The 26312-nt window shown below is 55.2% G+C and carries 26 protein-coding genes, 1 tRNA gene and 2 pseudogenes; 18 read left to right on the forward strand and 11 right to left on the reverse strand.

All coding sequences use genetic code 11. The features are described 5' to 3' along the window. Positions 1-23 precede the first annotated feature (23 nt). From J7655_RS08300 to J7655_RS08350, 12 genes are all read left to right on the forward strand, one after another. The gene (locus J7655_RS08300; protein ID WP_230927353.1) at positions 24-749 is read left to right on the forward strand and encodes a glycosyltransferase; all 726 of its coding nucleotides are present in this window, start codon (positions 24-26) and stop codon (positions 747-749) included. A 150-nt stretch (positions 750-899) separates the two neighbouring features. After that, complete coding sequence (locus J7655_RS20985; RefSeq protein WP_420850917.1) at positions 900-1811, forward strand: EpsG family protein; 912 nt, start codon at positions 900-902, stop codon at positions 1809-1811. Then, a complete protein-coding gene (locus J7655_RS08305) occupies positions 1811-2614 on the forward strand; it encodes a glycosyltransferase family 2 protein (RefSeq protein ID WP_230927354.1) in 804 nt (267 codons plus the stop codon). The genes J7655_RS20985 and J7655_RS08305 overlap by 1 nt, the downstream gene beginning before the upstream one ends. Then, a complete protein-coding gene (locus J7655_RS20815; protein ID WP_275948860.1) occupies positions 2611-3195 on the forward strand; it encodes a DapH/DapD/GlmU-related protein in 585 nt (194 codons plus the stop codon). Before J7655_RS08305 ends, J7655_RS20815 begins: the two co-directional genes overlap by 4 nt. Next, positions 3192-4259 carry a dTDP-glucose 4,6-dehydratase gene (rfbB, locus tag J7655_RS08315; protein WP_230927355.1) on the forward strand — a complete coding sequence of 356 codons (1068 nt, stop codon included), beginning with the start codon at positions 3192-3194 and terminating at the stop codon, positions 4257-4259. Before J7655_RS20815 ends, rfbB begins: the two co-directional genes overlap by 4 nt. Next, on the forward strand, positions 4256-5131 hold the full coding sequence (rfbA, locus tag J7655_RS08320) for a glucose-1-phosphate thymidylyltransferase RfbA (protein WP_230927356.1): 876 nt from the start codon (positions 4256-4258) through the stop codon (positions 5129-5131). Before rfbB ends, rfbA begins: the two co-directional genes overlap by 4 nt. A gap of 2 nt (positions 5132-5133) precedes the next feature. After that, a complete protein-coding gene (rfbC, locus tag J7655_RS08325; RefSeq protein ID WP_230927357.1) occupies positions 5134-5670 on the forward strand; it encodes a dTDP-4-dehydrorhamnose 3,5-epimerase in 537 nt (178 codons plus the stop codon). Beyond that, the gene (gene rfbD / locus J7655_RS08330; RefSeq protein ID WP_230927358.1) at positions 5663-6541 is read left to right on the forward strand and encodes a dTDP-4-dehydrorhamnose reductase; all 879 of its coding nucleotides are present in this window, start codon (positions 5663-5665) and stop codon (positions 6539-6541) included. The genes rfbC and rfbD overlap by 8 nt, the downstream gene beginning before the upstream one ends. A 16-nt stretch (positions 6542-6557) precedes the next feature. Continuing rightward, positions 6558-7442 (forward strand): glycosyltransferase, encoded by an 885-nt coding sequence (locus J7655_RS08335; protein ID WP_230927359.1) that lies wholly within the window; start codon positions 6558-6560, stop codon positions 7440-7442. After that, positions 7443-8408 carry a UDP-glucose 4-epimerase family protein gene (locus tag J7655_RS08340; protein ID WP_230927360.1) on the forward strand — a complete coding sequence of 322 codons (966 nt, stop codon included), beginning with the start codon at positions 7443-7445 and terminating at the stop codon, positions 8406-8408. A gap of 1 nt (position 8409) precedes the next feature. Further along, complete coding sequence (locus J7655_RS08345) at positions 8410-8964, forward strand: sugar transferase (RefSeq protein ID WP_230927361.1); 555 nt, start codon at positions 8410-8412, stop codon at positions 8962-8964. Positions 8965-9179: 215 nt separating this feature from the next. After that, entirely contained in the window at positions 9180-11189 is a 2010-nt protein-coding gene (locus J7655_RS08350) for a polysaccharide biosynthesis protein (protein WP_230927362.1), read from the forward strand. A gap of 28 nt (positions 11190-11217) precedes the next feature. Here the strand turns inward: J7655_RS08350 and J7655_RS21155 are convergent. Both J7655_RS21155 and J7655_RS21160 read right to left on the reverse strand, forming a co-directional pair. Next, positions 11218-11469, reverse strand: a pseudogene (locus J7655_RS21155) (transposase domain-containing protein); the annotation flags it as partial. Positions 11470-11478: 9 nt separating this feature from the next. Next, positions 11479-11859 (reverse strand): annotated as a pseudogene (locus J7655_RS21160) (transposase domain-containing protein); the annotation flags it as partial. A 113-nt stretch (positions 11860-11972) separates the two neighbouring features. Between J7655_RS21160 and tnpB (J7655_RS08360) the strand changes: the two are divergent. Both tnpB (J7655_RS08360) and tnpC (J7655_RS08365) read left to right on the forward strand, forming a co-directional pair. Further along, positions 11973-12332 carry an IS66 family insertion sequence element accessory protein TnpB gene (tnpB, locus tag J7655_RS08360; protein ID WP_003460146.1) on the forward strand — a complete coding sequence of 120 codons (360 nt, stop codon included), beginning with the start codon at positions 11973-11975 and terminating at the stop codon, positions 12330-12332. A 19-nt stretch (positions 12333-12351) separates the two neighbouring features. Beyond that, positions 12352-13935, forward strand: coding sequence for an IS66 family transposase (gene tnpC / locus J7655_RS08365; protein WP_230925302.1), 1584 nt, complete (start codon positions 12352-12354; stop codon positions 13933-13935). A gap of 67 nt (positions 13936-14002) precedes the next feature. On the opposite strand, the gene tnpC (J7655_RS08370) is transcribed toward tnpC (J7655_RS08365), so the two are convergent. Both tnpC (J7655_RS08370) and tnpB (J7655_RS08375) read right to left on the reverse strand, forming a co-directional pair. Next, positions 14003-15583 (reverse strand): IS66 family transposase, encoded by a 1581-nt coding sequence (tnpC, locus tag J7655_RS08370; protein ID WP_230927364.1) that lies wholly within the window; start codon positions 15581-15583, stop codon positions 14003-14005. A 19-nt stretch (positions 15584-15602) separates the two neighbouring features. Then, positions 15603-15962, reverse strand: a complete 360-nt coding sequence (gene tnpB / locus J7655_RS08375) for an IS66 family insertion sequence element accessory protein TnpB (protein ID WP_003460146.1) — start codon at positions 15960-15962, stop codon at positions 15603-15605. On the opposite strand from tnpB (J7655_RS08375), the gene J7655_RS08380 reads away from it, so the two are divergent. Then, positions 15961-16134 (forward strand): hypothetical protein, encoded by a 174-nt coding sequence (locus J7655_RS08380; RefSeq protein ID WP_230927365.1) that lies wholly within the window; start codon positions 15961-15963, stop codon positions 16132-16134. The two genes, tnpB (J7655_RS08375) and J7655_RS08380, sit on opposite strands and share 2 nt — an antisense overlap. 298 nt (positions 16135-16432) lie before the next feature. Here J7655_RS08380 and J7655_RS08385 read toward each other — a convergent pair. Next, positions 16433-16508: transfer RNA gene (locus tag J7655_RS08385), tRNA-Asn, on the reverse strand. A gap of 234 nt (positions 16509-16742) precedes the next feature. Between J7655_RS08385 and J7655_RS08390 the strand changes: the two genes are divergently transcribed. Beyond that, positions 16743-17846 (forward strand): IS110 family RNA-guided transposase, encoded by a 1104-nt coding sequence (locus tag J7655_RS08390; RefSeq protein ID WP_230927366.1) that lies wholly within the window; start codon positions 16743-16745, stop codon positions 17844-17846. Positions 17847-18443: 597 nt separating this feature from the next. Here J7655_RS08390 and J7655_RS08395 read toward each other — a convergent pair. Further along, positions 18444-19640 carry an amino acid aminotransferase gene (locus J7655_RS08395; protein ID WP_230927367.1) on the reverse strand — a complete coding sequence of 399 codons (1197 nt, stop codon included), beginning with the start codon at positions 19638-19640 and terminating at the stop codon, positions 18444-18446. 244 nt (positions 19641-19884) lie between these two features. Between J7655_RS08395 and uvrB the strand changes: the two genes are divergently transcribed. Together uvrB and J7655_RS08405 are read left to right on the forward strand one after the other, a co-directional pair. Continuing rightward, entirely contained in the window at positions 19885-21900 is a 2016-nt protein-coding gene (gene uvrB / locus J7655_RS08400) for an excinuclease ABC subunit UvrB (protein ID WP_230927368.1), read from the forward strand. A 490-nt stretch (positions 21901-22390) separates the two neighbouring features. Continuing rightward, positions 22391-22951 (forward strand): NAD(P)H nitroreductase, encoded by a 561-nt coding sequence (locus J7655_RS08405; protein WP_230927369.1) that lies wholly within the window; start codon positions 22391-22393, stop codon positions 22949-22951. On the opposite strand, the gene J7655_RS08410 is transcribed toward J7655_RS08405, so the two are convergent. From J7655_RS08410 to J7655_RS08430, 5 genes are all read right to left on the reverse strand, one after another. Next, positions 22952-24280: a sensor histidine kinase gene (locus J7655_RS08410; RefSeq protein ID WP_230927370.1), complete on the reverse strand. Its 1329-nt coding sequence runs from the start codon at positions 24278-24280 to the stop codon at positions 22952-22954. Positions 24281-24345: 65 nt separating this feature from the next. After that, on the reverse strand, positions 24346-24759 hold the full coding sequence (locus J7655_RS08415) for a Spy/CpxP family protein refolding chaperone (RefSeq protein WP_230927371.1): 414 nt from the start codon (positions 24757-24759) through the stop codon (positions 24346-24348). A 138-nt stretch (positions 24760-24897) separates the two neighbouring features. After that, a complete protein-coding gene (locus J7655_RS08420; protein WP_147810751.1) occupies positions 24898-25575 on the reverse strand; it encodes a response regulator transcription factor in 678 nt (225 codons plus the stop codon). Between the two features lie 4 nt (positions 25576-25579). Beyond that, entirely contained in the window at positions 25580-25960 is a 381-nt protein-coding gene (locus J7655_RS08425; RefSeq protein WP_230927372.1) for a translation initiation factor 2 (IF-2, GTPase), read from the reverse strand. 42 nt (positions 25961-26002) lie between these two features. Next, a complete protein-coding gene (locus tag J7655_RS08430; RefSeq protein WP_230927373.1) occupies positions 26003-26302 on the reverse strand; it encodes a YciI family protein in 300 nt (99 codons plus the stop codon). Between the last annotated feature and the right edge of the window lie 10 nt (positions 26303-26312).

Below are 26312 nucleotides of genomic sequence, written 5' to 3' on the forward strand. Positions count from 1 at the left end.
TTTAAAGGAGTGATAAATAAATAATGAAATTAAGTGTTATAACAGCAACCTATAATGCTATACAGCATTTACCAGATTTGGTTGAAAGCTTAAGAAAACAGACAGACAAAGATTTTGAATGGGTAGTGGCTGACGGCGCTTCAACTGATGGTACGGTTGATTATCTAAAATCAATTACCGATCTTAATTTGAAGCTTATATCCCAAGAGGATTTTGGTATTTATGATGCACTGAATCGCGGAATAAAGGCGTCATCTGGTGAGTTTTATTTGGTTTTAGGTGCTGATGATTCTTTAACAGTAGATGCAGTTTCAGAATATAAGAAAGCGATAAATAATAATATTGATATAATAACATCAAATTTTTATCATGCGGGAAAGCTCTTTAAAGCTAATCGTGGCCCTATGTGGTTGACTGCCTCTGCTGCATTTTGTTCAGGCCATGCTGTTGGTTCCATTTTCAGGAAATCTCTTCATGAAAAGTTTGGCTATTATTCAAAAAGGTTTCCAATTGCTGCTGATCAATACTTTATGATCAAGGCTTATCTAGGTGGGGCTGTTGTTAAAGAGATAAATGTTGTTACTGGAGTATTCGGTGATGGTGGAGTTAGCTCCCTAGATGCCATTGGAATAATAACGGAGTTATATCGTATTTTGTTAGAGTTGGGAGTCAATAAATACCTTTTAACATTTATTTTTTATATTAGGATTTTGAAGGCATTGCTTCAAGCGAAAAGAACCCTTAAATGATGCTGAGGTTTTAATTGTATTTAGATGCTTTTTTGTACTATTTTCTTCCGTATATGGCTGTTGTACCTCTGGGTTTTTTGGCGCCCAAGATAGAGCTAAATTCTTTAAGGGTAATTCTATTTATTTTGCTTATTCCATCATTTGTGATAGTTGTTTTTAGGGGGGGCTGTTGGTGTAGATACCGCTACATATGAAAGTATAATATCTAATATTATATTGGGTGAATCAGTCGGTGTGGAAACCGGTTTTGTGTTTTTGGTCCGGTTTTTAAGTGTTGTTTTTAGTGACCCAGTATATATATTGCGATGTATAACTTTTTTAATTTTTTTGATTTTTTATTTTTTATTTTCGCGAACGAAGTGTTCTGTTCAGATTTTTTCGTTGTTGGTTTTTCCGGTTTTTTTTCATGATTTTACAATGAATGGTGTTCGTTATGGCTTGTCGTTCTTAATTGCTTCTTTTGCGATCGCATATATTTATGGGTTAAATTATATCAAGTCAGTTTTTCCTGCGTTTTCTTCAGTGTTTATACACAGTTCTTCTTTAATTATTATTCTTTTGTCGTTTGTTAGGAATATGTCTTTCCACATTGTTGTTTTTGGCATTTGTCTAGTAGGCATTTTTCTTTTTATGTTTCAGGAGCATCTCCTTGTTAAATACTATGCATATCTTCAATATGAGTCACCAAATTTGTATTCGGGGTTTTTGAGGGTTTTTATTTCAATAGCGCTCGTTTTGATATTGCGTAATGTATATTCGATTTCAAACCTAGAGTTTTTTGTTCTTATATCTTCTGTTATTGCTTTTGTTTTTATTTCCTCGTTTAGTTACGCTGGTTTAAGAATGACTGGTGCAATTTTATATTTTCTTATGTTTAGAATTGTGCTGTTTTCATTATCTGAAACCCGATTTTTTGTCATAAAAAATATCTGGTTGTTGATGTTTATTTTTTTTCTTGGTTTTTTGGAGTTTGTTAATATTTTGAGAATAATGATTTCATTATATGATGTTGGTGATAGCCCCTATTTACCGTTCTACTTTATCTGGCAGGTGTATTATTAATGTTTGGTATTTCAGTTGTTATTCCAATGTACAACTCACACGATACAATCGTTTCCTGTGTGCAGTCTGTAGTTGATCAAACATATAAGGATTTGATTAATATTATTGTTGTAAATGATGGGTCTAAAGATAACAGCTTGGCGGTTTTAGAGGCTGCATTTAAAGAGCTTCCAGCAAATAGGGTTTTAACCATATTTAATAAAGAAAATGGTGGTGTATCTTCCGCTCGTAATATGGGGATTAAGGCAGCGCAGACGGAATGGGTGGCGCTACTAGATTCTGATGATTTTTGGTATCCTGAAAAACTCGAGCGTCAGTTCTTAGAAATATCGAAACTTCCACATATAGAATTTCTTGGTGCAAATGTTGACGATGAAAGATACCCTTTCTTTGGTAAGAATAAGTTATCATTGTTCAAGCTTAATGCTAATGAATTGATTTTGAAATGGTACCCTCCGACATCAACAATTATTGCAAAAAAAGATATTTTTATCAGGGCTGGTTTATTTGATGTTAAAAAAAGGCGTGGTGAGGATTGTGATCTTTGGCTACGTTGCTTGTTGTTTACGCCGATATATATATTGAACAGCGGTCTTGTTTCAATGGGGTTTGGTAAGCAACGATTTGGTGAAAAGGGGCTGTCCTCTGATTTAAAAAAAATGTTCGTTGGTGAAATTTATATTGTTAAATCTGCCCTTGAACGTAATCAGATAAGTCGCGCATTTTTTATTTTTTCCTGTTGCTGGCTATTTTCTAAATACTTGCGTCGTGTTTTTATTACTGGTGTGAGAAAGTTATTATGAGAGGTTATGGATTTTTTACATTTATATATTTATTATTTAGCAAAGTCTCAACATTACTGATTTCTCCACAATCCAGATTGATAAGAATTCCATTTTTTATAAGGAACAAAAATAATATTTCGTTCGGAAGAAATTTGACAACAGGTGTTGGTTGTAGAATTGATGCTTTTGTTGAAGACGCTGATGAGACTAAAATTTATTTCGGTGATAATGTCCAGATTAATGACTATGTTCATATTGCATCTATGGAGAAAGTTGTTATTGGAAATAATGTTTTGATTGCAAGTAAGGTGTTTATATCTGATCATAATCATGGTGGTTATTCAGGTGATATTCATTCGTCACCACTTACTGCGCCAGCTAGTAGACCTATTATTTCGAGCCCAGTAATTATTGAAGACAATGTCTGGATTGGTGAGTTCGTTAGTGTTTTACCCGGTGTAACAATTGGCAAGGGGGCAGTAATAGGTGCTAATTCAGTTGTTACTACCGACATTCCTGCAAATTCTATCGCGGTCGGTGCACCTGCTAGAGTTATTAAAAGATTTGATTTTGAAATTTCTAAATGGGTCCGTGTATGAAGTTGTTAGTAACTGGTGGCGCAGGCTTTATTGGCTCTGCTGTTATTCGCTACCTAATTGAAAGCACCAACCATGTTGTCGCAAACGTCGACAAGCTCACTTACGCAGGCAATTTGGATTCTGTTGCTACAGTAAGTAGTTCAGGTCGCTATCGTTTTTATCAGGTGGATATCTGCGATCGTGTGGCGTTAGATAAGGTGTTTGCTGAATTTCAACCTGATGCGGTTATGCACCTGGCTGCTGAAAGCCATGTTGACCGTTCAATTGATGGCCCGGCCGATTTCATTGAAACCAACATTGTTGGTACTTACACATTACTGGAAGCGGCACGCAGCTATTGGCAATGCTTACCGGCTGAGCGTAAAGCCGCTTTCCGCTTTCATCATATTTCGACGGATGAAGTGTACGGTGACCTGCATGGCACAGACGATCTGTTCACCGAAACCACACCATACGCGCCCAGCTCGCCGTATTCAGCTTCTAAAGCCAGTTCCGACCATTTGGTTCGTGCCTGGCAGCGTACCTATGGCTTGCCCACACTGGTAACCAACTGTTCCAATAACTACGGTCCGTATCACTTCCCAGAAAAACTGTTACCGCACATGATATTGAATGCGCTGGCTGGTAAGCCGCTGCCTGTGTATGGCGATGGTAGCCAGATTCGGGATTGGTTGTACGTAGAAGACCATGCCCGCGCATTGGTGAAAGTGGTAACCGAAGGTGTAGTGGGGGAAACCTACAACATCGGTGGTCATAACGAAAAACGTAATATTGAAGTTGTACGTACACTGTGCAGTTTGCTGGAAGAGCTGGCAGCAGATAAGAAGCCTGCTGGTGTTACCCGTTATGAAGATTTAATTACTTTTGTGAAAGACCGCCCCGGTCACGATGTGCGTTACGCCATTGATGCCAGCAAGATTGAACGTGAACTGGGCTGGAAGCCAGAGGAAACTTTTGAAACCGGCCTGCGTAAGACTGTTACGTGGTACTTAAATAACCGCGAATGGTGGCAGCGTGTTTTGAATGGTGATTATCAGCTAGGCCGTTTAGGGGAAAAGGCATGAAAGGCATTATTTTAGCCGGTGGTTCTGGCACTCGTTTGTACCCCATTACTAAGGGTGTTTCTAAACAGCTGTTGCCTATTTACGATAAGCCGATGATCTACTATCCGCTGTCAGTCCTTATGCTGGCTGGCATTCGGGAAGTTCTGGTTATCTCCACACCTGAAGATTTACCCAATTTTAAAAAGTTGCTGGGTGATGGCAGTGAATACGGTATTGAACTGAGTTATGCCGAACAACCGTCACCGGATGGCTTGGCACAAGCCTTTATTATTGGAGAGGAGTTTATCGGCACTGATTCTGTATGTTTGGTGTTGGGTGATAACATTTTTTATGGCCAGAGCTTTAGCCGGCAATTAAAACATGCAGCATCAATGGAGAGGGGCGCAACGGTTTTTGGGTACCTAGTGAGTGACCCTAACCGTTTTGGTGTGGTTGAGTTTGACGCTAATGGCCGTGCGTTAAGTATTGAAGAAAAACCCGCTAAGCCAAAATCTAACTATGCCGTTACCGGGCTGTATTTTTACGACAATGATGTCGTTCAGATTGCCAAGGCCGTTAAGCCTTCACACAGGGGCGAGCTGGAGATTACCAGTGTGAACCAGGCTTACCTGGAACGTGGCGACTTAAACGTAGAACTGTTAGGTCGTGGTTTTGCCTGGCTGGATACTGGTACCCACGAAAGCCTGTTGGAAGCAGGTATGTTTGTACAAACAGTAGAGCATCGTCAGGGGCTTAAAATTGCCTGTTTAGAAGAAATTGGTTTTCACAATGGCTGGCTAAGCCGTGAAGCGCTTCTTGCGCAGGGTAACAAACTGGCGAAAACCGGCTATGGTCAATACTTGCTTCGTTTAGCTGAAGAGCACAAGGGGTAAGTATGAAAGTTATTGATACAGCATTAGCCGGTGTGAAAATTATTGAGCCAAAAGTGTTTGGTGATGCGCGCGGGTTCTTTATGGAAACCTTCAGCGCCCAGCGTTACCGCGATGAAGCGGGTATTGAGTTAGCCTTTGTGCAAGATAACCACTCACGTTCGCGTAAGGGCGTTTTACGCGGACTGCATTTTCAGAAAACCAAGCCGCAAGGAAAACTGGTTAGCGTAGTGCGTGGTGCGGTGTATGACGTAGCTGCTGATATTAACCCGGCATCGCCCACTTACGGCCAATACGTTGGGGTAGAGTTGTCGGAAGATAACCACCGCCAGTTGTGGGTGCCACCAGGTTATGCCCATGGCTTTGTGGTATTAACCGATGCAGTCGATTTTGTGTACAAATGCACCGACTACTACGACCCTACTGATGAAGGTGGTGTAGCCTGGAACTGCCCCACGCTAAACATTGCCTGGCCGCTTACTGACGTTCAGCTTTCTGAAAAAGACCAACGCTACCCGGGGTTAAAAGACTTACATGGTTAAGGTATTAATTACGGGTGCAGCCGGGCAGGTTGGCAGTGAACTGGTTAAGCTGGCCCCGGCTGGTTTTGATGCTGTGGGTTACAACTCAAGCGAGTTGGATATTACCAATGCCCAGCAGGTTCAGCGGATAGTAGCTGAGCAAGTACCGGCGCTTATTATTAACGCCGCTGCGTACACTGCTGTAGACAAAGCCGAAAGCGATGCTGACCGTGCTTATGTCGTAAATGAGATTGGCGTTAAAAACCTGGCTCAAGCAGCCTTGGCTTTGGGTATCCCGGTTTTCCATATTTCTACCGACTATGTGTTTGACGGTACAGCGACTGCCCCCTACAAAGAAACCGATCCGGTTGGCCCAACCGGCGTTTACGGTGCCAGCAAGCTGGCTGGTGAGCAGGTAATAATCAGCAGTGGTGTTAAGCACATTATTCTGCGTACCAGCTGGGTGTTTGGTGCAGAAGGCAATAACTTTGTTACAACCATGATTCGCATCGGTAAAGAGCGCGATACGTTGGGCGTAGTTGCAGACCAGCATGGTTGCCCTACCAGTGCTGCCAGTATTGCTAATGTGCTGTGGCAGTTAGCGAAAAAATTTATCGAAGCGGGTGAATTACCTTGGGGTGTTTACCATTTCAGTAATTCACCAGCAACTACTTGGTATGGTTTTGCCTGTGAGATATTTAAACAAGCAGTAGCGGCTAGGTTGCTTGAGAAGGCTCCAGTGGTAAATCCCATTAAAACCAGTGATCACCCAACACCGGCTAAACGCCCGGCTTGGTCTGTTATGGATGGTTCTATCTTGGTGAACTTACTAGGTTGTGCTGTTCCTGGTTGGCAGCAAGAGCTTTCAGCGGTGCTGCACCAGCTGAAATAATACATTCTGGATGATTATGAAAACCGATAATTTTCCTAAGGTTGCTGTGTTAGTAGCAGCCTATAACGGCATGAAATGGATAGAAGAACAGGTAAACAGCATTCTTAACCAGCAGGGCGTCGATGTTACTTTGTTTGTCAGTGTGGACTTTTCTTCCGATGGTACAGACCAGTGGGTTCAGAAATTAGCTGAGAAACACAGTAATGTGGTTATGTTGCCTTATGGTCAGCGTTTTGGTGGTGCCGGCCCTAATTTTTTTCGCTTGATCAGGGATGTTGATTTCTCTGGTTTTGATGCGGTTTCTTTTGCTGATCAGGATGATATTTGGTTTTCGGACAAGCTGCACCGTGCTTGTACATTGTTGCAGGCTGGGCAATCTGATGTTTATTCGTCCAATGTGACGGCCTTTTGGCCCGACGGTAAGCAAGTGCTTATTGATAAAGCACAGCCTCAGAAGCGATTCGATTATTTTTTTGAAGCAGCAGGCCCGGGCTGTACTTATGTGTTCAATATTGATGCAGCATTAGCGTTTAAGCGTTTTTTAATAGGGCTGGGTGAACGGATTCAAGCCGTTTCGTTGCACGACTGGTTGGCTTATGCGTTTTGTCGACACAATGCTTTTAGGTGGTATATAGACCCCGCGCCTTCGATGCTTTACCGGCAGCACGCTAATAATCAAGTAGGTACTAATGCAGGCTTCACGGCTTATAAGAAACGCATTGAGTTAGTCACTAAGCATTGGTATCGGAATCAGGTTAATTTGATTTTATCTGTTGTTGCTCCAGATCATCTAAAGGATTTTAATCGATACGTTTTTCGGATTTACAATTTTCGTGCGCTGCGAAGACGGCCCCGTGATGCTTTTGCCTTGCTAGCCATGTTTGCATTAGGGGTTTATTAAATGTCCAATCAAAATTTGGTTTTTCTAACAGGCTCTACTGGCTTTGTCGGCTCAGCTTTGCTTGCTGAACTTAAAAAATTACCTGATTTTCGAGTGGTTTCTGCAGTTCGTTCTGCTGTTTCGCCTGCGTCTGATGATGTTGTTGTGGTTGGCGATATTGACGGCACTACGGATTATTCCTCGGCACTTAACGGTGTTGATGTAGTGGTTCACTCTGCTGCGCGTGCGCACATTATGCGTGATGAAGTAGCAGACCCACTGGCGGAATACCGTAAGGTAAACGTAGAAGGTACATTGAACCTTGCTAAGCAGGCTGTTGCTGCGGGTGTTAAGCGGTTTGTTTACATCAGCTCTATTAAGGTTAATGGCGAAAGCACAACCGGGTTGTCGGCCTTTACTGAAGCCGATGCAGCGAAACCAGAGGATCCTTACGGTATTTCTAAGCACGAAGCGGAGCAAGGCTTGCGTTTGCTGGCTGAGGAAACCGGTTTAGATGTGGTGATTATCCGCCCGCCGCTGGTGTATGGGCCGGGTGTTAAAGCCAATTTTTTAAGTTTGCTTAAGTTATCAGCTACCGGGTTGCCTTTGCCTTTTGGCTCTGTGAATAACAACCGCAGTATGGTGTATGTGGGTAATTTGGTCAGTTTTATTATTCGCTGCATTCAGCACCCTATGGCTGCCAACCATACCTTTTTGGTGTCTGACGGTGAAGATGTTTCACTGTGTAAGCTGGTTACTTTCATTCGCTTGTGCCTGGGCCGTTCGCCGCGTTTGCTGCCGGTGCCATTGTGGTTGTTTAAGTTAGCGGGTGCGGTTACTGGTAAGCAGGGTGTGGTAGACCGTTTAGTGGGTGATTTGCAGGTGGATTCCTCCAAGGCCCGTACGTTGCTAGAATGGGTGCCGCCGTTTACGGTAAGCCAGGGTATTGAAGCGACCGTAGCCGATTTTATGAGTAAGGAACAATAACGTGTTACGCATTTTTGATTTTACCTTTGCCTTGCTAGGGCTGATTATTGCTTTCCCGGTGTTGTTGGTTATTTATGTACTTGGTCTTTTCGATACCGGCTCGCCGTTGTTTCGTCAGGAGCGAGTAGGGCGACACCAGAAGCCATTTGTGTTGGTTAAGTTTCGTACGATGAAGATCGATACCGCGTCGGTAGCCAGTCATTTGGCGTCCAGTGCTTCGATTACCCGCATGGGTGCCTTCCTGCGTAAAACCAAGCTCGATGAGTTGCCTCAGTTGTGGAATGTGCTCAAAGGCGAAATGAGTCTGGTCGGCCCCCGCCCAGGGCTGTTTAATCAACAGGAGTTAACGACTGAGCGTGCTCAGCGTGGTGTGTTCGATGTGCGCCCGGGTATCACCGGGTTGGCACAGCTTAGCGATATTGATATGTCGACGCCAAAACTGTTGGCTGAAACCGATCAGCGTATGATTCGTGAGCTTACCCTGGCTCATTATTTTAAATATATCCTGATGACGGTGCTTGGTAAGGGCGCGGGTGATCGGGTACGCCCGTCTTAGGTTCTGTACGAAAAGTGCCTGCGCTCGGTGATGCTTCGTTAAAAATAGGTTCGGAATGCTCATTTACAGCTCGTAAACTCCGCTTCCTCACCCATTTTTGCCTCGCCTGACCTTCGCTCGACGACTTTTCGTACAGAACCTAGTTAGTGGCAGCGGCTTGTGCGGGAATCAGTTATTGCCACGCAGTACGGTATGTGAAGGATTGGGAGGTTTTGATGTTAAGGACTGCAGATCGCCTGCGTGAGCGTTTGATCCGTTTGCCACGGCGTTCGAAGCGTGTGCTGCAGGTCATTGTCGATGTACTGTTGCTTTGGTGTGCGCTGTGGCTGGCGTTTATTGTGCGCTTGGGTGACTTCAAAGCAGTTGATCCTTTAGGCCATCACGCCTGGATCTTTGTAATTGTGCCCTTGATTTCAGTGCCCATTTTCATCCGTATGGGCATGTATCGCGCGGTGATGCGCTTTTTCGGTAACGATGCGCTCAAGAGCATTTTTAAGGCAATTTCCCTCTCTGCGTTATTCCTGGCGTTGACGATCTATTGGTATCGCGACGCGCCTGCGCTGATTCCACGTTCGATGGTGCTGAATTTCTGGTGGCTTAGCCTGACGTTGATTGGCGGGGTGCGTTTGCTGATGCGTCAGTACTTTATGGGTAATTGGTATTCGGCTGAGCATCCCCGTCTTCTTACAGGGGACCGTGGTTTGCCCCGCGTTGCGATTTATGGGGCCGGTGCGGCGGGGAATCAGTTACTGGCCGCCCTGCGTTTGGGGCGTTCGCTGGCGCCCGTTGCCTTTATTGATGATGATGCAACCATCGCCAACCGGGTGATTGCCGGGTTGCGGGTGTACAAGCCCAAGCACACCCAACAGATGATCGAAGAAACTGGCGCCCAGGAAATTCTGCTTGCGGTGCCTTCTGCCTCGCGTGCGCGTCGCAGGGAGATCCTCGAATTGCTTGGCCAGTACAACCTGCACGTACGTAGCGTGCCAGGTTTAATGGACTTGGCCAGTGGGCGGGTTAAGGTAGATGAGGTGCAGGAGGTCGATATTGCTGACCTGCTGGGACGTGATCCGGTACCGCCGCAGAAGGCCTTGTTTGAGCGTTGCATACGTAGCCAGGTGGTCATGGTGACTGGCGCGGGTGGCTCGATTGGCTCGGAGCTATGCCGACAGATCCTGTCCAATGAGCCGAAGACCCTGTTGCTGTTCGAGCACAGCGAATTCAATCTTTACAACATTCATTCCGAGCTAGTAAGCCGCACCAAGCGTGAGTCCTTGGCCATTCAGTTGATTCCAATTCTGGGCTCAATTCGCAACCCGGAGCGGCTCGAGGAGGTGATGTCGAGCTGGGCGGTGAATACGGTCTATCACGCGGCAGCTTACAAGCATGTGCCGATGGTCGAGCACAATATTGCTGAAGGTGTGCTGAATAATGTATTCGGCACCCTGTTTACCGCTCAGGCAGCTCTAAAGGCTGGAGTTGCGCATTTCGTGCTGATCTCGACCGACAAGGCTGTGCGGCCCACCAATGTGATGGGCAGCACCAAGCGTTTGGCTGAGATGGTACTGCAGGCGCTTAGCCGCGAACAGGCTCCGGTACTTTTTGGTAAAGGCGAGCTGCTCAAGGAGGTCAACAAAACCCGCTTCACAATGGTGCGCTTTGGCAATGTGCTTGGATCGTCCGGTTCGGTCATACCCCTGTTTCATGAGCAAATCCGGCGTGGTGGGCCTGTGACGGTTACGCACCCAAATATTACACGTTATTTCATGACTATCCCTGAGGCTGCCCAGTTGGTGATTCAGGCGGGGTCGATGGGGGAGGGCGGAGACGTCTTCGTGTTGGATATGGGGGAGCCGGTGAAGATCGCCGAGTTAGCAGAGAAGATGATTCATCTCAGTGGCTTGAGTGTGCGTTCTGCTGAAAACCCGCAGGGTGATATTGCTATCGAGTTCACAGGGCTCCGGCCGGGAGAGAAGCTCTATGAGGAGTTGCTGATTGGCGATAACGTCAGCCCGACCGAGCATCCGATGATCATGCGTGCCAACGAAGAAATGCTGTCTTGGGAGGAGTACAGGAAAGTGCTTCTTGCTTTGGAGGATGCAGTTGGGCGTGAGGACTACGAGCGGGTTCGGGCGTTATTGCGCGAAACCGTGAGTGGTTATCGGCCTGACGGTGAGATTGTGGATTGGTTGTACTTACAGAGACGTTTAGTAAGCGCTCCATAAACCCCGCCCGTCAGGACGGGATTTATTTTCAGGAAGCAGGAGCAGAAGAAGCCAGCGAGCAGTTCCAAGGCAGCAGCGCTTCGTATTCCTCAACGTTCTGTGCTGTTGGCAGGCGTTCGAGGATGTGACACAGCCAGGCGTAAGGCTCCTGGCCATTGGCCTTGGCGGTTTCGATCAGGCTGTAGATCTGCGCGCTGGCCGTGACCCCCTTGGGCGTGTCGCTGAACAGCCAGTTCTTGCGCCCGATGACGAAGGGGCGGATGGCGTTCTCGGCACGGTTTCGGCAGTGATCGGCAGTGATCGGCGCCGCTTCGCAGGCCTTGCAGGCGTAGGTCTTGCCGATATGGCGGATGACCCGCACCTGCATCGGGATGATCTCCAGCTGTTCGCTGGTCTCCTCGCCGATGAGCTGTTTGCAGGCGCCGCAGGCGCAAGTCAGCTCGTGCTCGGGCAGGTCGTGGATGACCTCGACACGCGGCAGGTTGGCCGGCAACGGCTTGCGCTTGCCACGGCGCTTGACCGGTGCCACGACTTCTTCGGCTTCGGCTTCGGCTTCGGCTTCGGCTGGTGCTGCGGACAGCGCTTCGATCAGCTCTTCGGCCTCGTTGAACATGGCCAACTGCGGCGAGTCGGTATCTTCAGGGCTGCGCTCGGACTTGGGCGAGAACAACGTAAGCGCTCCATAAACCCCGTCCTAGCGTAACCGCTCCATAAACCCCACCTTCAACTGACCTGTCCGTTCCCGGATGCTGGGCTCCCCATTTTTTCCCGTGGAGCTCCGTCATGATGCGTCCCGACGCCAAGGTGCAGAAGGTCTATCTCTACCCAAAGCCCGTCGATTTCCGCAAATCCATCAACGGCCTGGCCGCTCTGGTCGAGCTGGACATCAAGGTGGAAGTGTTCAACCCCGTGCTGTTCGTGTTCCTCAACCGCACCCGCAGTCAGGTCAAGATCCTCTACTGGGAGCGCAATGGCTTCTGCCTGTGGCTCAAGCGTTTGGAAGCCGAACGCTTCAAGACCAAGCCCGATGCCGGCGACGAGGCCATCGAGCTGACGGTCGATGAGTTGAACTGGCTGCTCGACGGCATCGACCTGTGGCGCAACCGTCCGCACCAGATACTGACGCCGCGTTTCGTGACCTGAGCCGGTATAATCCACGGCCATGATCGCCGTGCCCGCCCCCCTTCCTGACGACCCAATCCTGCTCAAGCATTTACTGCTGCTGGCCAGTGAACAGGCGGCTGCGAAAGATGCTCGCATAGAACAACTTCAGGAACAGGTCGCCCTGCTGCGCCACAAGTTGTTCTCGCCCAAGTCCGAGCGCAGCCCTGAAGATACCGACTCGCCGCAGTTGGCCATGTTCAACGAGGCCGAAGAGCTGATCGAAGCGCTGTCCGCCGCGCCAAGCGAAGCCGAAGCCGAAGCCGAAGCCGAAGCCGAAGCCGAAGCCGAAGCCGAAGAAATCGTTGCGCCGGTCAAGCGCCGTGGCAAGCGCAAGCCGTTGCCGGCCAACCTGCCGCGTGTCGAGGTCATCCACGACCTGCCCGAGCACGAGCTGACTTGCGCCTGTGGCGCCTGCAAACAGCTCATCGGCGAGGAGACCAGCGAGCAGCTGGAGATCATCCCGATGCAGGTGCGGGTCATCCGCCATATCCGCAAGACCTACGCCTGCAAGGCCTGCGAAGCGGCGCCGATCACTGCCGACAAGCCGGCCCAACTGATCGAGAAGAGCCTGGCCAGCCCCAGTGTGCTGGCGATGCTGCTGACCACCAAATACGCCGACGGCATCCCGCTGTACCGCTTCGAGAAGATGCTCAGCCGCCACGGCGTCGAGATCCCGCGCCAGACCCTGGCGCGCTGGGTGATCCAGAGCGGCGAGCAACTGCAACCGCTGCTCAACCTGCTGCGCGACAAGTTGCTCGAATACCCCGTTTTGCACTGCGACGAAACGCGCTTGCAGGTACTGCATGAACCGGGACGCGATCCCACCGCGCAGTCCTGGATGTGGGTACAAAGCGGTGGACCACCGGATAAGCCGGTGATCCTCTTCGACTACACCGCCAGCCGCGCGCAGGAGGTGCCGCTGCGCCTGCTCGATGGTTATCGCGGCTACCTGATGACCGACGACTACGCCGGCTACAACGCCGTGGCCGCGCAAGAAGGCATCGAACGCCTCGGCTGCTGGGCGCATGCGCGGCGCAAGTTCGTCGAGGCGCAGAAAGTGCAACCCAAGGGCAAAACCGGCCGTGCCGACATGGCGTTGAACCTGATCAACAAGCTCTACGGCATCGAGCGGGACCTGAAGGACGCTTGCGATACCGAGCGCCTGGTCGCCCGTCAGCAACGCAGCCAGCCGCTGCTCGATCAACTTAAGACCTGGCTGGACAAGACCCAGCCGCAGGTCGTCGGGCAGACGGCGCTGGGCAGGGCGGTGAACTACCTGGCCAGCAACTGGAGAAAGCTGGTGCGCTACGTCGAAGGTGGACATCTCCCGATCGACAACAACCGCGCGGAGAACGCCATCCGCCCGTTCGTTATCGGGCGCAAGAACTGGCTGTTCAGCGACACGCCCAAGGGGGCCACGGCCAGCGCGCAGATCTACAGCCTGATCGAAACCGCCAAGGCCAATGGCCAGGAGCCTTACGCCTGGCTGCGCCACATCCTCGAACGCCTGCCGGCCGCCAATAGCGTCGAGGATTACGAAGCGCTGCTGCCGTGGAATTGCTCGCCAGTGAGCGCATCCTGACAGACCCGCTCCATCAGCAGTAGGTGGGGTTTATGGAGCGGTTACGTCCTAGCGGACGGGGTTGTTTTCAGGAAGCAGCTGGCGCTGGCGAGCAGTTCCACGGCAACAGCGCTTCGTAGCCTTCGACGCTGTTGACCTGAGGCAGGCGCTCAAGGATGTGGCGCAGGTAGGCGTAGGGCTCCTGGCCATTGGCTTTGGCGGTTTCGATCAGACTATAGATCTGTGCGCTGGCCGTGGCGCCTTTGGGTGTGTCGCTGAACAGCCAGTTTTTGCGGCCGATGACGAACGGGCGGATGGCGTTCTCGGCGCGGTTGTTGTCGATGGGCAGGTTTCCGCCTTCGATGTAGCGCTCCAGGCGGCTCCAGTTGTTGGCCAAGTAGTTCACCGCCTTGCCCAGGGAGGTCTGTCCGGCGACCTGCGGCTGAGCTTTGTCGAGCCAGGCTTTGAGCTGGTCGAGCACGGGTTGACTGCGCTGTTGGCGGGCGCTCAGGCGTTCAGCGTCGCTGGCGTCTTTCAGCTCGCGCTCGATACCGTAGAGTTTGTTGATCAGGTTCAGGGCCATGTCGGCTCGCCCAGTTTTGCCTTTAGGCTGCACCTTCTGCGCCTCGATAAATTTGCGCCTCGCATGGGCCCAGCAGGCCAGCCGCTCGATGCCCGCTTGCGCGGCCACGGCGTTGTAGCCGGAGTAGTCGTCGGTCATTAAATAACCGCAATAGCCGGTGAGCAGGCGCAAGGGTACGTCCTGCGCACGACTGGTTGTGTAGTCGAAGAGGACCACCGGCCTGTCTGGCGGGCCGCCGGTTTGCACCCACATCCAGGATTGGCTGCTCGGGTCGCGCCCCGGTTCTTTGAGCACCTGCACCCGGGTTTCGTCGCAGTGCAACACCGGATAATCCAGCAGCGTGTCGCGCATCAAGTTGAGCAAGGGTTGCAGATAGTCACCGCATTGGATCACCCAGCGAGCCAGGGTCTGGCGCGGGATCTCGACGCCGTGGCGGCTGAGCATCTTCTCGAAGCGGTACAGCGGGATGCCGTCGGCGTATTTGGTGGTCAGCAGCATCGCCAGCACACTGGGGCTGGCCAGGCTCTTCTCGATCAGTTGGGCCGGCTTGTCGGCAGTGATCGGCGCCGCTTCGCAGGCCTTGCAGGCGTAGGTCTTGCGGATATGGCGGATGACCCGCACCTGCATCGGGATGATCTCCAGCTGCTCGCTGGTCTCCTCGCCGATGACTTGTTTGCAGGCGCCACAGGCGCAAGTCAGCTCGTGCTCGGGCAGGTCGTGGATGACCTCGACACGCGGCAGGTTGGCCGGCAACGGCTTGCGCTTGCCACGGCGCTTGACCGGCGCAACGATTTCTTCGGCTTCGGCTTCGGCTTCGGCTTCGGCTTCGGCTTCGGCTTCGCTTGGCGCGGCGGACAGCGCTTCGATCAGCTCTTCGGCCTCGTTGAACATGGCCAACTGCGGCGAGTCGGTATCTTCAGGGCTGCGCTCGGACTTGGGCGAGAACAACTTGTGGCGCAGCAGGGCGACCTGTTCCTGAAGTTGTTCTATGCGAGCATCTTTCGCAGCCGCCTGTTCACTGGCCAGCAGCAGTAAATGCTTGAGCAGGATTGGGTCGTCAGGAAGGGGGGCGGGCACGGCGATCATGGCCGTGGATTATACCGGCTCAGGTCACGAAACGCGGCGTCAGTATCTGGTGCGGACGGTTGCGCCACAGGTCGATGCCGTCGAGCAGCCAGTTCAACTCATCGACCGTCAGCTCGATGGCCTCGTCGCCGGCATCGGGCTTGGTCTTGAAGCGTTCGGCTTCCAAACGCTTGAGCCACAGGCAGAAGCCATTGCGCTCCCAGTAGAGGATCTTGACCTGACTGCGGGTGCGGTTGAGGAACACGAACAGCACGGGGTTGAACACTTCCACCTTGATGTCCAGCTCGACCAGAGCGGCCAGGCCGTTGATGGATTTGCGGAAATCGACGGGCTTTGGGTAGAGATAGACCTTCTGCACCTTGGCGTCGGGACGCATCATGACGGAGCTCCACGGGAAAAAATGGGGAGCCCAGCATCCGGGAACGGACAGGTCAGTTGAAGGTGGGGTTTATGGAGCGGTTACAGAACAACTTGTGGTGCAGCAGGGCGTTCTCTTCCTGCAATTGCAGAATCAGAGCCTTGAGCAGGACAAGATCAGCCGAGGCTTTTGAATTTGGCTCCGCGATCTGGACTCGACAGCGCAGCTGAACGCGCTTCAGCGCGGCCCCGGAGGGGCAAACGAAGCGAATAGCCTGGGACGTTGTCCCTGGTGAGAGTCTGCAGGCAATAAAAAAACCAGCGGTTAGGCTGGGCTCTTGAATTTGGCTCCGCGACCTGGACTCGACAGCGCAGCTGAGCGCGCTTCAGCGCGGCCCCGAAGGGGTGAGCGAAGCGAATAACCTGGGACGTGGTCCCTGGTGAGAGTCCGCAGGTAATAAAAAACCCAGCACTAGGCTGGGTTCTTGAATTTGGCTCCGCGACCTGGACTCGAACCAGGGACCCAATGATTAACAGTCATTTGCTCTACCGACTGAGCTATCGCGGAACAACGTTGCGTATGTTACTGATTAAAAAGGGGAAGTCAACACTTTGCGGTGACTTCTATCTGGCCACGACGCGTTTGGTTTGGTGGGCGAGGCTTTGGCCGCGACAGCGCTGGTAGAGCCCATGCGCAATACCGCTGTCCGGGTATTGGTGTAATTACATGGACTCGCCCACGCCGAGGCGTCAATGCGCCACGGTGGCAGTCTAAGAAGCCAACGGCAGCGAGGGCGAGTCCATGAAAAAGCATACAGCAACTAATCAATCCCAGGCCTTAAACGATCTATCGGCCTGCACGACAGTGGCAGTCGATCTTGCCAAGCGGGTCTTTCAGGTGGCGGGAGAAGACGTTCTTGGTCAGGTGCGTTACGAGGCGCGGATCAAGTCGCGTGAGGCGTTCTACGAGTTTCTGTGCAAGTTGCCGCCGAGTGTCGTCGTGCTGGTTGAAACTGGCCCAGGTGCTCAGGCGTGGGCACGGCAGCTACAGGGGCAAGGCAACCTGGCGCGGATTCTTCCGGCTCGTCTCGTCGAGGGTCACCGCAGCGGTGCGAAGAATGATCGTAACGATGCCCTGTCGATCTTGCGCGCCGGTCGCGATAGCAAGATTTCAGCCGTGCCCATCAAAAGCGCTGCCTCGCTGGCCATGCAGGCGCTGCATCGCGCTCGGCAGGGTTATGTGCGTCGGCGTACGGCGATGAGTAATCAGATGCGCGGTTTGCTGCTGGAGCACGGCGTGGCTCTGGCGCAAGGCGATGCGGCTATCAGCCACGTGATACCGAGGGTGCTGGAAGATGCAACGCAGCCACTGCCGGAGATACTGCGGGAGTTGATCGACGAATTGCTGGGTGAATGGCGGCAATTGGGCGAACGCATCAACGTCTTGAGCGGGCGCTTGGAAGCTGCTGCGAACGCGGACAAGACCGCGAAACGACTGATGACGGTGCGCGGAGTCGGCCCGATCATCGCCACCGCGCTGCTGGCCAAGCAAACCGAACCTGAACGTTTCGCCAATGCCCGCTTATATGCGGCTTACTTCGGCATGGTGCCTGATCAGCACAGCAGCGGAGAAAAGATCCGCCTGGGCAAGATGAGCAAGCGAGGCGATGGCTACATGCGCAGCCTGATGATCCAGGGCGCGCATCCGGTCCTCCGACAACTACGGCCTGATTCGCAGCAACCGGATGATCGCCGCTTGCTGGGCTGGCTGAGTCGCCTGGGGCGCAAAGAGGCGGCGGTGAGGTTAGCCAACCGCAACCTACGGATCGCCTGGGTGCTGCTACAGAATGAACAGACTTATCAACGCCAGCCAGTTAATGACAGGCAGGCGGAAATGAGTCACTGATCCACCGAGTTCTGCCACCGGGGCGCGAAGTCGCTCCAACCTCTGCTAGAAAACATTGACCCCAGGTAAGACCGTTGCGGATTGATGCCTTGGCTCCTACTGGCCTTCGAGGTCTGAATGTAATAGGCATACCGCAAGCTCACACAATGTTGGCCAGAAGCTGATGACAGCTTCCTCGAATAGGCCTGATACATAGATGCAGCCGGGTAGCAGTGTTGAAAAGCAGGTTTGACAGTGGGGGCGAGTCCATACATAGGAGCCCCGCCCCGGGGCGAAGCGTTTGGTTGTGCGGTGTTCTTGTGATCCGCCGCGAGGCGCGGCTCCTACAGGGGGAGGCGGTGCCTGTGGTGCTTGCGTAGGAGCCCCGCCCCGGGGCGAAGCTTTTGGTTTGCGGTGTTCTTGCGATTCGCCGCGAGGCGCTGCTCCTACAGGGGGAGGTGGTGCCTGTGGTGCTTGCGTAGGAGCCCCGCCCCGGGGCGAAGCGTTTGGTTGTGCGGTGCTCTACCGAATGATTCGCGGCGGGGCGCCGCTCCACAGTTATTTGATGCATACAAAAACGCCGGCTTATGGGCCGGCGTTCTTGTTTATTGCAGAGGCTTACAGCACGGCGTGGATCGCGCGGGTGACGCTGTCCAGGTTGCCCTTGTTCAGCGCAGCGACGCAGATGCGGCCGGTGCCGACGGCGTAGATGCCGAATTCTTCCTTGAGGCGTTCCACTTGCTCCACGGTGAGGCCGGAGTAGGAGAACATGCCGCGCTGCTGCGCGACGAAGCCGAAGTCACGCTTGGCGCCCAGTGCGGCCAGTTGCTCGACCATGGCCAGGCGCATGCTGCGAATGCGGTCGCGCATTTCGCCCAGTTCGGCTTCCCACATGGCGCGCAGCTCGGGGCTGTTGAGCACGCTGGCGACCACGGTGGCGCCGTGGGTCGGCGGGTTGGAGTAGTTGGTACGGATCACGCGCTTGAGCTGCGACAGGACGCGAGTCGATTCTTCGCGGCTGCTGGTGACCAGCGACAGAGCGCCCACGCGTTCGCCATACAGCGAGAACGACTTGGAGAAGGAGCTGGACACGAAGAACTCCAGGCCCGACTCGGCGAACAGACGCACGGCTTCGGCGTCCTGGTCGATGCCGTCACCGAAGCCCTGGTAGGCGATGTCGAGGAAGGGCACGTGCTCGCGCTCGCGCAGCACGTCCAGCACGGCCTTCCAGTCTTCCAATTGCAGGTCGACGCCGGTCGGGTTATGGCAGCAGGCGTGCAGCACGACGATGGAACGGGCCGGCAGGTTACGCAGGTCTTCGAGCATGCCGCCGCGGTTCACACCGTTGCTGAACGGATCGTAGTAGCGGTAGTTCTGCACTGGGAAACCGGCGGATTCGAACAGGGCGCGGTGGTTTTCCCAGCTCGGGTCGCTGATGGCCACGGTGGCGTCCGGCAGCAGGCGCTTGAGGAAGTCGGCGCCGATCTTCAGTGCGCCGGTACCGCCCAGGGCTTGCGTGGTGATCACACGGCCGGCTTCGATCAGGGCTGCGCCCTTGCCGAACAGCAGCTCCTGCACGGCCTTGTCATAGGCCGCGATGCCTTCGATGGGTAGGTAGCCACGTGGCGCGTGCGCCTCGATACGCGCTTTTTCGGCTTCTGCGACGGCGCGCAGCAGCGGAATCCGTCCCTCCTCGTTGTAGTAGACGCCCACGCCAAGGTTGACCTTGGTCGCGCGGGTGTCGGCGTTGAATGCTTCGTTGAGGCCCAGGATGGGATCGCGCGGAGCCATTTCGACGGCAGAGAAGAGACTCATGATGGATGCGGCAACTCGAGTGAGGGGTGGGTGGCCAGGCGTCCCCGACAAAAGCGCTAGGGGGCGCGTAAACGGGGCGTTAGTATAACGACCCTGTATCCAGGGGGCGACAGCGCAAAGCACTGAATTAAGGCCTTTTGCCAGGTAATTCGACTCTACCTGGAGCTATTGCCGAGTCGCCCCGCAATTCATGGCTTTGACGCCGCCCGGCAGGGCGCGTCACAGTCGTTTGTCGAGGTGCTGCATGTCCGAATTTCAGTTGGTGACCCGCTTCAAACCTGCCGGCGATCAGCCTGAGGCGATCCGGCAGATGGTCGAGGGGCTGGAGGCGGGGCTTTCGCACCAGACGCTGCTCGGCGTGACGGGCTCGGGCAAGACCTTTTCCATCGCCAACGTGATCGCCCAGGTACAGCGTCCGACGTTGGTGCTGGCACCGAACAAGACCCTGGCGGCGCAGCTGTACGGCGAGTTCAAGTCATTCTTCCCGAACAACGCGGTGGAGTATTTCGTTTCCTACTACGACTACTACCAGCCGGAAGCCTATGTGCCGTCTTCGGACACCTTCATCGAGAAGGATGCCTCGATCAACGACCACATCGAGCAGATGCGCCTGTCGGCGACCAAGGCGCTGATCGAGCGCAAGGACGTGATCGTGGTCTGTACCGTGTCCTCGATCTACGGCCTGGGCAGCCCCGAGGAGTACCTGAAAATGGTGCTGCACCTCGACCGTGGCGACAAGATGGATCAGCGCGCGCTGCTGCGCCGCCTGGCCGAGCTGCAGTACACACGCAACGACATGGATTTCGCCCGTGCGACTTTTCGCGTGCGCGGCGATGTGATCGATATCTTCCCGGCGGAATCGGATCTGGAAGCCATTCGCGTCGAGCTGTTCGACGACGAGGTGGAAAGCATCAGCGCCTTCGATCCGCTGACCGGTGAGGTGATCCAGAAGCTGCCGCGCTTCACCTTCTACCCCAAGAGCCACTACGTCACCCCGCGCGAAACCTTGCTGGAGGCGGTGGAGCACATCAAGGTCGAGCTGCAGCAGCGTCTGGAATACCTGCGCGGCGCCAACAAGCTGGTGGAGGCGCAGCGTCTGGAGCAACGCACGCGCTTCGACCTGGAGATGATCCTCGAACTGGGCTACTGCAACGGCATCGAAAACTACTCGCGTTACCTGTCCGGTCGCCCAGCTGGCGCGCCGCCGCCTACGCTCTATGACTACCTGCCGGACGAAGCCCTGCTGGTGATCGACGAGTCCCACGTTTCGGTGCCGCAGGTCGGCGCCATGTACAAGGGCGACCGTTCGCGCAAAGAAACCCTGGTCGAATACGGCTTCCGTCTGCCCTCGGCGCTGGACAACCGGCCGATGCGCTTCGAAGAGTGGGAGTCCGCCTGCCCGCAGACCATTTTCGTCTCCGCCACGCCCGGCCCTTACGAGGGCGAACATGCCGGACGTGTGGTCGAGCAGGTGGTGCGTCCCACTGGCCTGGTCGATCCGCAGATCGAGGTGCGTCCGGCGCGTACGCAGGTCGATGATCTGCTTTCGGAGATTCGTCTGCGCGTGGCGGCTGGTGATCGCGTGCTGGTCACCACGCTGACCAAGCGCATGGCCGAGGACTTGACGGATTATCTGGGCGACCATGACGTCAAGGTGCGTTACCTGCACTCGGACATCGATACGGTCGAGCGGGTGGAGATCATTCGTGATCTGCGCCTCGGCGCCTTCGACGTGCTGGTGGGCATCAACCTGCTACGTGAGGGCCTGGATATGCCCGAAGTTTCGCTGGTGGCGATCCTCGATGCGGACAAGGAAGGCTTCCTGCGCAGCGAGCGTTCGCTGATCCAGACCATTGGTCGCGCGGCACGTAACCTCAACGGCCGGGCGATCCTGTATGCCGACAACATGACCGGTTCGATGCAGCGTGCCATCGGTGAGACCGAGCGGCGCCGCGCCAAGCAGATCGCCTTCAACGAGGCCAATGGCATCGTGCCCAAGGGGGTGCAGAAGGACGTCAAGGATATTCTCGAAGGCGCCGTGGTGCCGGGTGCACGTAGCAACAAGCGCAAGGGCATGGCCAAGGCAGCGGAGGAGAGTGCACGCTACGAAAACGAGCTGCGTTCGCCGAGCGAGATCACCAAACGTATTCGTCAGCTGGAAGAGAAGATGTACGCCCTGGCGCGCGATCTGGAGTTCGAGGCTGCGGCGCAGTTGCGTGACGAGATTCAGAAGCTGCGTGATCGGTTGTTGCAGGTTTGATGTTGCTGCATGGGGCCGAGGTGCCGGTGTAGGAGCCCCGCCCCGAGGCGAAGCTTTTGGCTTTGCGGCGTTCTCTCGATTCGCCGCGGGGCGCGGCTCCTACAGGGTGGGCGGTGCTTGCGGTATGCGTGTAGGAGCCCTGCCTCGGGGCGAAGCTTTTGGCTTTGTTGCGTTCTCTCGATTCGCCGCGGGGCGCGGCTCCTACGGGGTGGTGCGGTGTCTGCGGCATGCGTGTAGGAGCCCCGCCCCGGGGTGAAGCTTTTGGTTTAGCGGCGTTCTCTCGATTCGCCGCGGGGTGCGGCTCCTGCGGGGTGGTACGGTGTCTGCGGCATTTGTGTAGGAGCCCTGCCTCGGGGCGAAGCTTTTGGCTTTGTGGCGTTCTCTCGATTCGCCGCGAGGCGCGGCTACGTCACCCGGATGTAGCCGAGCTTGCAGCGTGCCGCTTGCAGCATTGAGAATGCGCCCTCTTTAAGTCCTCCGGAGATGGCTGATGGATGCCCTCGATGCTCTGCTCAATCGTGTTTCCGTTCCGCGTCTGGTCGAGCCTGCTCCGAATGCGGCGCAGCGGGAGCTGCTGTTTCGTGCGGCCTTGCGGGCGCCGGATCATGGGCAGCTACGGCCATGGCGTTTTCTGACCATCGAAGGCGCTGCGCGTGAGCGTATGGGCGAGTTGTTCGCCGAAGCGTTGCAGGTGGCCGATGCCCAGGCATCTGCCGAAGCTCTGAGCAAGGCGCGTGGCATGCCGCTGCGTGCGCCGCTGCTGGTGGTGGTGATCGCCCGCGTTCAGGAGCATCCCAAGGTGCCGGCGTCCGAGCAGGTGATCGCAGCTGGCTGCGCCGTGCATGGCATGCTGCTGGCTGCGCATGCTCAGGGTATCGGCGCGGTCTGGCGCACCGGTGACATGGCCTATAACGCCCATGTGGCAAAAGGGCTGGGATTGGCTGCGCACGAGCAGGTCATCGCCTATCTCTATCTCGGTACGCCGGAGCGCGAGCTGCGCCGGGTGCCGGACGTCAGCGTCGAGGCGTTTGTCAGCGCCTGGGAGGGCTGATCAGGCGGTCTGTGGGGTGATCGGCACGCTTAGCGTGGCCACGAAACCGCCCTCTGGGTGATTGGCCAGCAGCAAGTCGCCGCCATGACGCTGCGCCGCCCGTCGCGCGATGGCCAGACCAAGGCCGTGGCCTGAGCCGCTTTGGCCCGGTGCGCGGAAAAATGGCTTGCCCAACTGCTCCAGGTATTCGCTGGCCACGCCCGGGCCGTGATCACGCACGCTGAGCATCAGCCGGTTTCCCCGGCGTTGTACGCTGAGCAGCACAGGTTGATCCGGCGGGCTGAAGCGCAGGGCGTTGCGAAGCAGATTGTCCAGTGCGCGCTCGAGCATATCCGGCCAGCCTTGCAGTCGTGCATCCTGGTCCAGCTCGATGCGTAGCTGGTGGTGCGGTGCAGTCAGGCGGGCGTATTCCTCTAGTTTGCCGATCAGTGCGGCCAGGTCGACCGGCTGTGCGGCGCCGGGATCGGCATCCAGGCGAGCGAGGGCGAGAATTTCGCTGATCAGCGCTTCCAGTCGATCGCATTCCTGATTCAGGCGCGGCCAGAGTTTTTCCCGCTCGACGGCGTCGGCACGCTCGGCCAGCGCCAGGGCGATGCGCAGACGCGCCAGGGGCGAGCGCAGTTCGTGCGAGACATCGCGCAGCAACTGGCGCTGGCTGCCGATCAGCCCTTGCAGGCGCTCGCCCATGCGGTTGAAGTCCTTGGCCAGCAGGCCCAGTTCGTCACGCCGGGTGGCCAGGCGTGCCAGGGTGTTTTGCTGGTAAGCGGTCTGCCCGAGGTCGTGCACGGCGCTGCGCAGGCGGTCGAGTGGGCGGGTGATCGACAGGGTCAGCATCAGACTGAAGAAGGTCAGCACCACCAGGGCGATGGTGATGGCGCTAAGTGGCCAGAACAGGCTGCCGCGATGCCAGGCGGCCAGCTCCGGGTGCGGAATACGGTAGATGAACAGGTAGCTTTCGCCACTTGTCGGGCTGGTGTATTCGCTGGTCAGGCGGCGCCAGGGCAGGCGTCGGTCATCACCATGACGCGCCTCGAAGGCAGCAGCACGCGACGGAAAGGTACCTTTGCCCAGCAACTGACCGCTTTCGCCGAGTACCTGAGTGTCGATACGGTATTTGCGTTTGCGCTGCTCGAGAAAGTCCTGAGCGGCTGCCGGCCCCTGTTGCTCGTAGCGCTTGACCCATTTGCTATCCAGACCATCAAGCCCCGGGTGCAGGTTCAGAATCCAGGCGTCCTGGTTGAGGGCGCGGCCGAGCAATAGCGACAGGCCAGCCACCAGGGCAATGGCCAGCCAGAATGTCGCCAGGATGCGCCAGAACAGTGAACGCACGGTGATTCCTCATGCAAAAGCCGCCGGGCTCAGCGAGCGCGGCGGCGGGTCAACAGGGCAGTGGATCAGTTGCTTTTGCTGTCCTTTTCGGCTTTCCAGGCCTTGAATTCGGCCATTTCGGCGCGGCGAGCTTCCATTTTCTTCTGGTGCTCGTCGAAGGCTTTCTGCTGTTCGGGGTTGAGCAGGTCACGCAGCGCCTTGTGTTGGTCGGCGCGGGCCTTGTCCAGTTCCTTCTTCATGGCCTGCTTTTCGGCTTCCGGCAGTTTGTCCAGGTAGCGCTTGGTGATGTCGCGATGGGTCTTCATCTGTTCGCCCATCAGCGTGCGAAACGCCTGGCGCTGCTCCTTGCTCAGGTTCAGCTCCTTGAACATGCCGTGGTCACGGTCATGATGACGTGGGCCGCCGTCTTTCATGGGCATGGCGAAGGCCAGTGTCGGCAGGGTGGCAGCGAGCAGCAGGGCGGTGAGGGTCTTGCGCATGGTGATTCTCCTTGTCTCGAAACCGGTAACGACCGGATGGGCTCATTATGCGGCGCTCAAGGTCAAGGGCGGTCAGGTGTGGGTAAAGCCTGGGTAAAGGCGATGTTGCAGGCTGTTTACGTAAGGGCCAGGTAGCACTCACTGCGCGTAGTAATAGCCACGACTGCGCAGGGCGAGAATGCGTGGGCGACCGTCCGGGTGCGGGCCGAGCTTCTTGCGCAGGTTGCTGACGTGCATGTCCAGGCTGCGATCGTAGAGGGTCAGTTTGCGACCCAGAGCCAGTTGTGCCAGTGCCTGCTTGTCGACCGGCTCACCAGGCTGGCGCAGCAGGGCTTCCAGCAGGCGGCTTTCCGAGAGGGTCAGGGGAATGTCATGTTCGCCGATGCTGACCACGCCGCGATTGGGGCTGAAGCTCAGGTCGCCCAGTTGCAACTGGCTGCTCGCCGGTGCAGGCGTGCTGCGCCGCAGTACGGCACGCAGGCGCGCAGTCAGCTCACGCGGATCACAGGGTTTGGCCAGGTAATCATCGGCGCCAAGCTCCAGGCCGAGGATGCGGTCGAGCGGCTCGCCTCGGGCGGAGAGCATCAGTACGGGCAAGTCCGGGTGCTCGCCGCGCAGTTGCTTGAGCAGCTCCAGGCCACTGCCGTCTGGCAGCATCACGTCGAGCACCACGGCCTCGGGAGGCAGAGCTGCAAGCGCCTGTCGAGCACTACCCGTTTCATGACAGGCCGTGACCTGGAAGCCTTCCTGGGTCAGCCAACTGCCCAGCAGTTCACAGAGTTCCTGATCATCGTCGATCAGCAGTAAGCGGCTCATGGTACTAGTTGATCCACTCGCGACGGCTCTTGCGTCGCCCGCGCAGCAGGGCACCGAATACCATGGAAACCAGGCTCAGGGCCGCCCCCAGGGCAAACCAGGTCTGCTCCTCACTGAGCAGTCGCGGCTGAGCCTGCGCCTGGCTTTCCTTGAGTTGCAGGCGCAGGCGCTGGTTTTCCTGGCGCAGGCGCTGCAGTTGCACGGCGCTGCTGGCTTGTTGCTCGTTGCGTAGCTGCTCGCTTTGCTCCAGGCGCTGTTGCAGCACCTGACTTTGACTGTCGACTGCAGGTGCAGCAGCTGCGGGCTGAGCAATCTCTTCTTCGGCCTGGGCCATCGCGCAAGTCAGCATCACGGTGGCCAGCAGGGACAGCGGGAGTGAGCGCATTGCGATTCCTTATAGGACGAAAGGGGCGTGGATGGCAGCAGATCAGGGCAACACTTTCTTGAACGGTTTGACCAACACGCTGGCATACACGCCGGCACTGCGATAGGGATCTGCGTCGGCCCATTTCTGTGCCGCGTCCAGCGAGTCGAACTCGGCGACCACCAGGCTGCCACTGAAACCTGCCGGGCCTGGGTCGTTGCTGTCGATGGCCGGGTGTGGTCCGGCCAGCAGCAGGCGACCTTCCTGCTTCAACTGTTCCAGGCGGGCGAGGTGAGCGGGGCGGATAGCCAGGCGATTTTCCAGGGAGTTTTCGACGTCGGTGGCGATGATGGCGTAGAGCATCTCAATCCTT

The sequence above is a fragment of the Pseudomonas wenzhouensis genome, assembly GCF_021029445.1.
GTDB lineage: Bacteria > Pseudomonadota > Gammaproteobacteria > Pseudomonadales > Pseudomonadaceae > Aquipseudomonas > Aquipseudomonas wenzhouensis.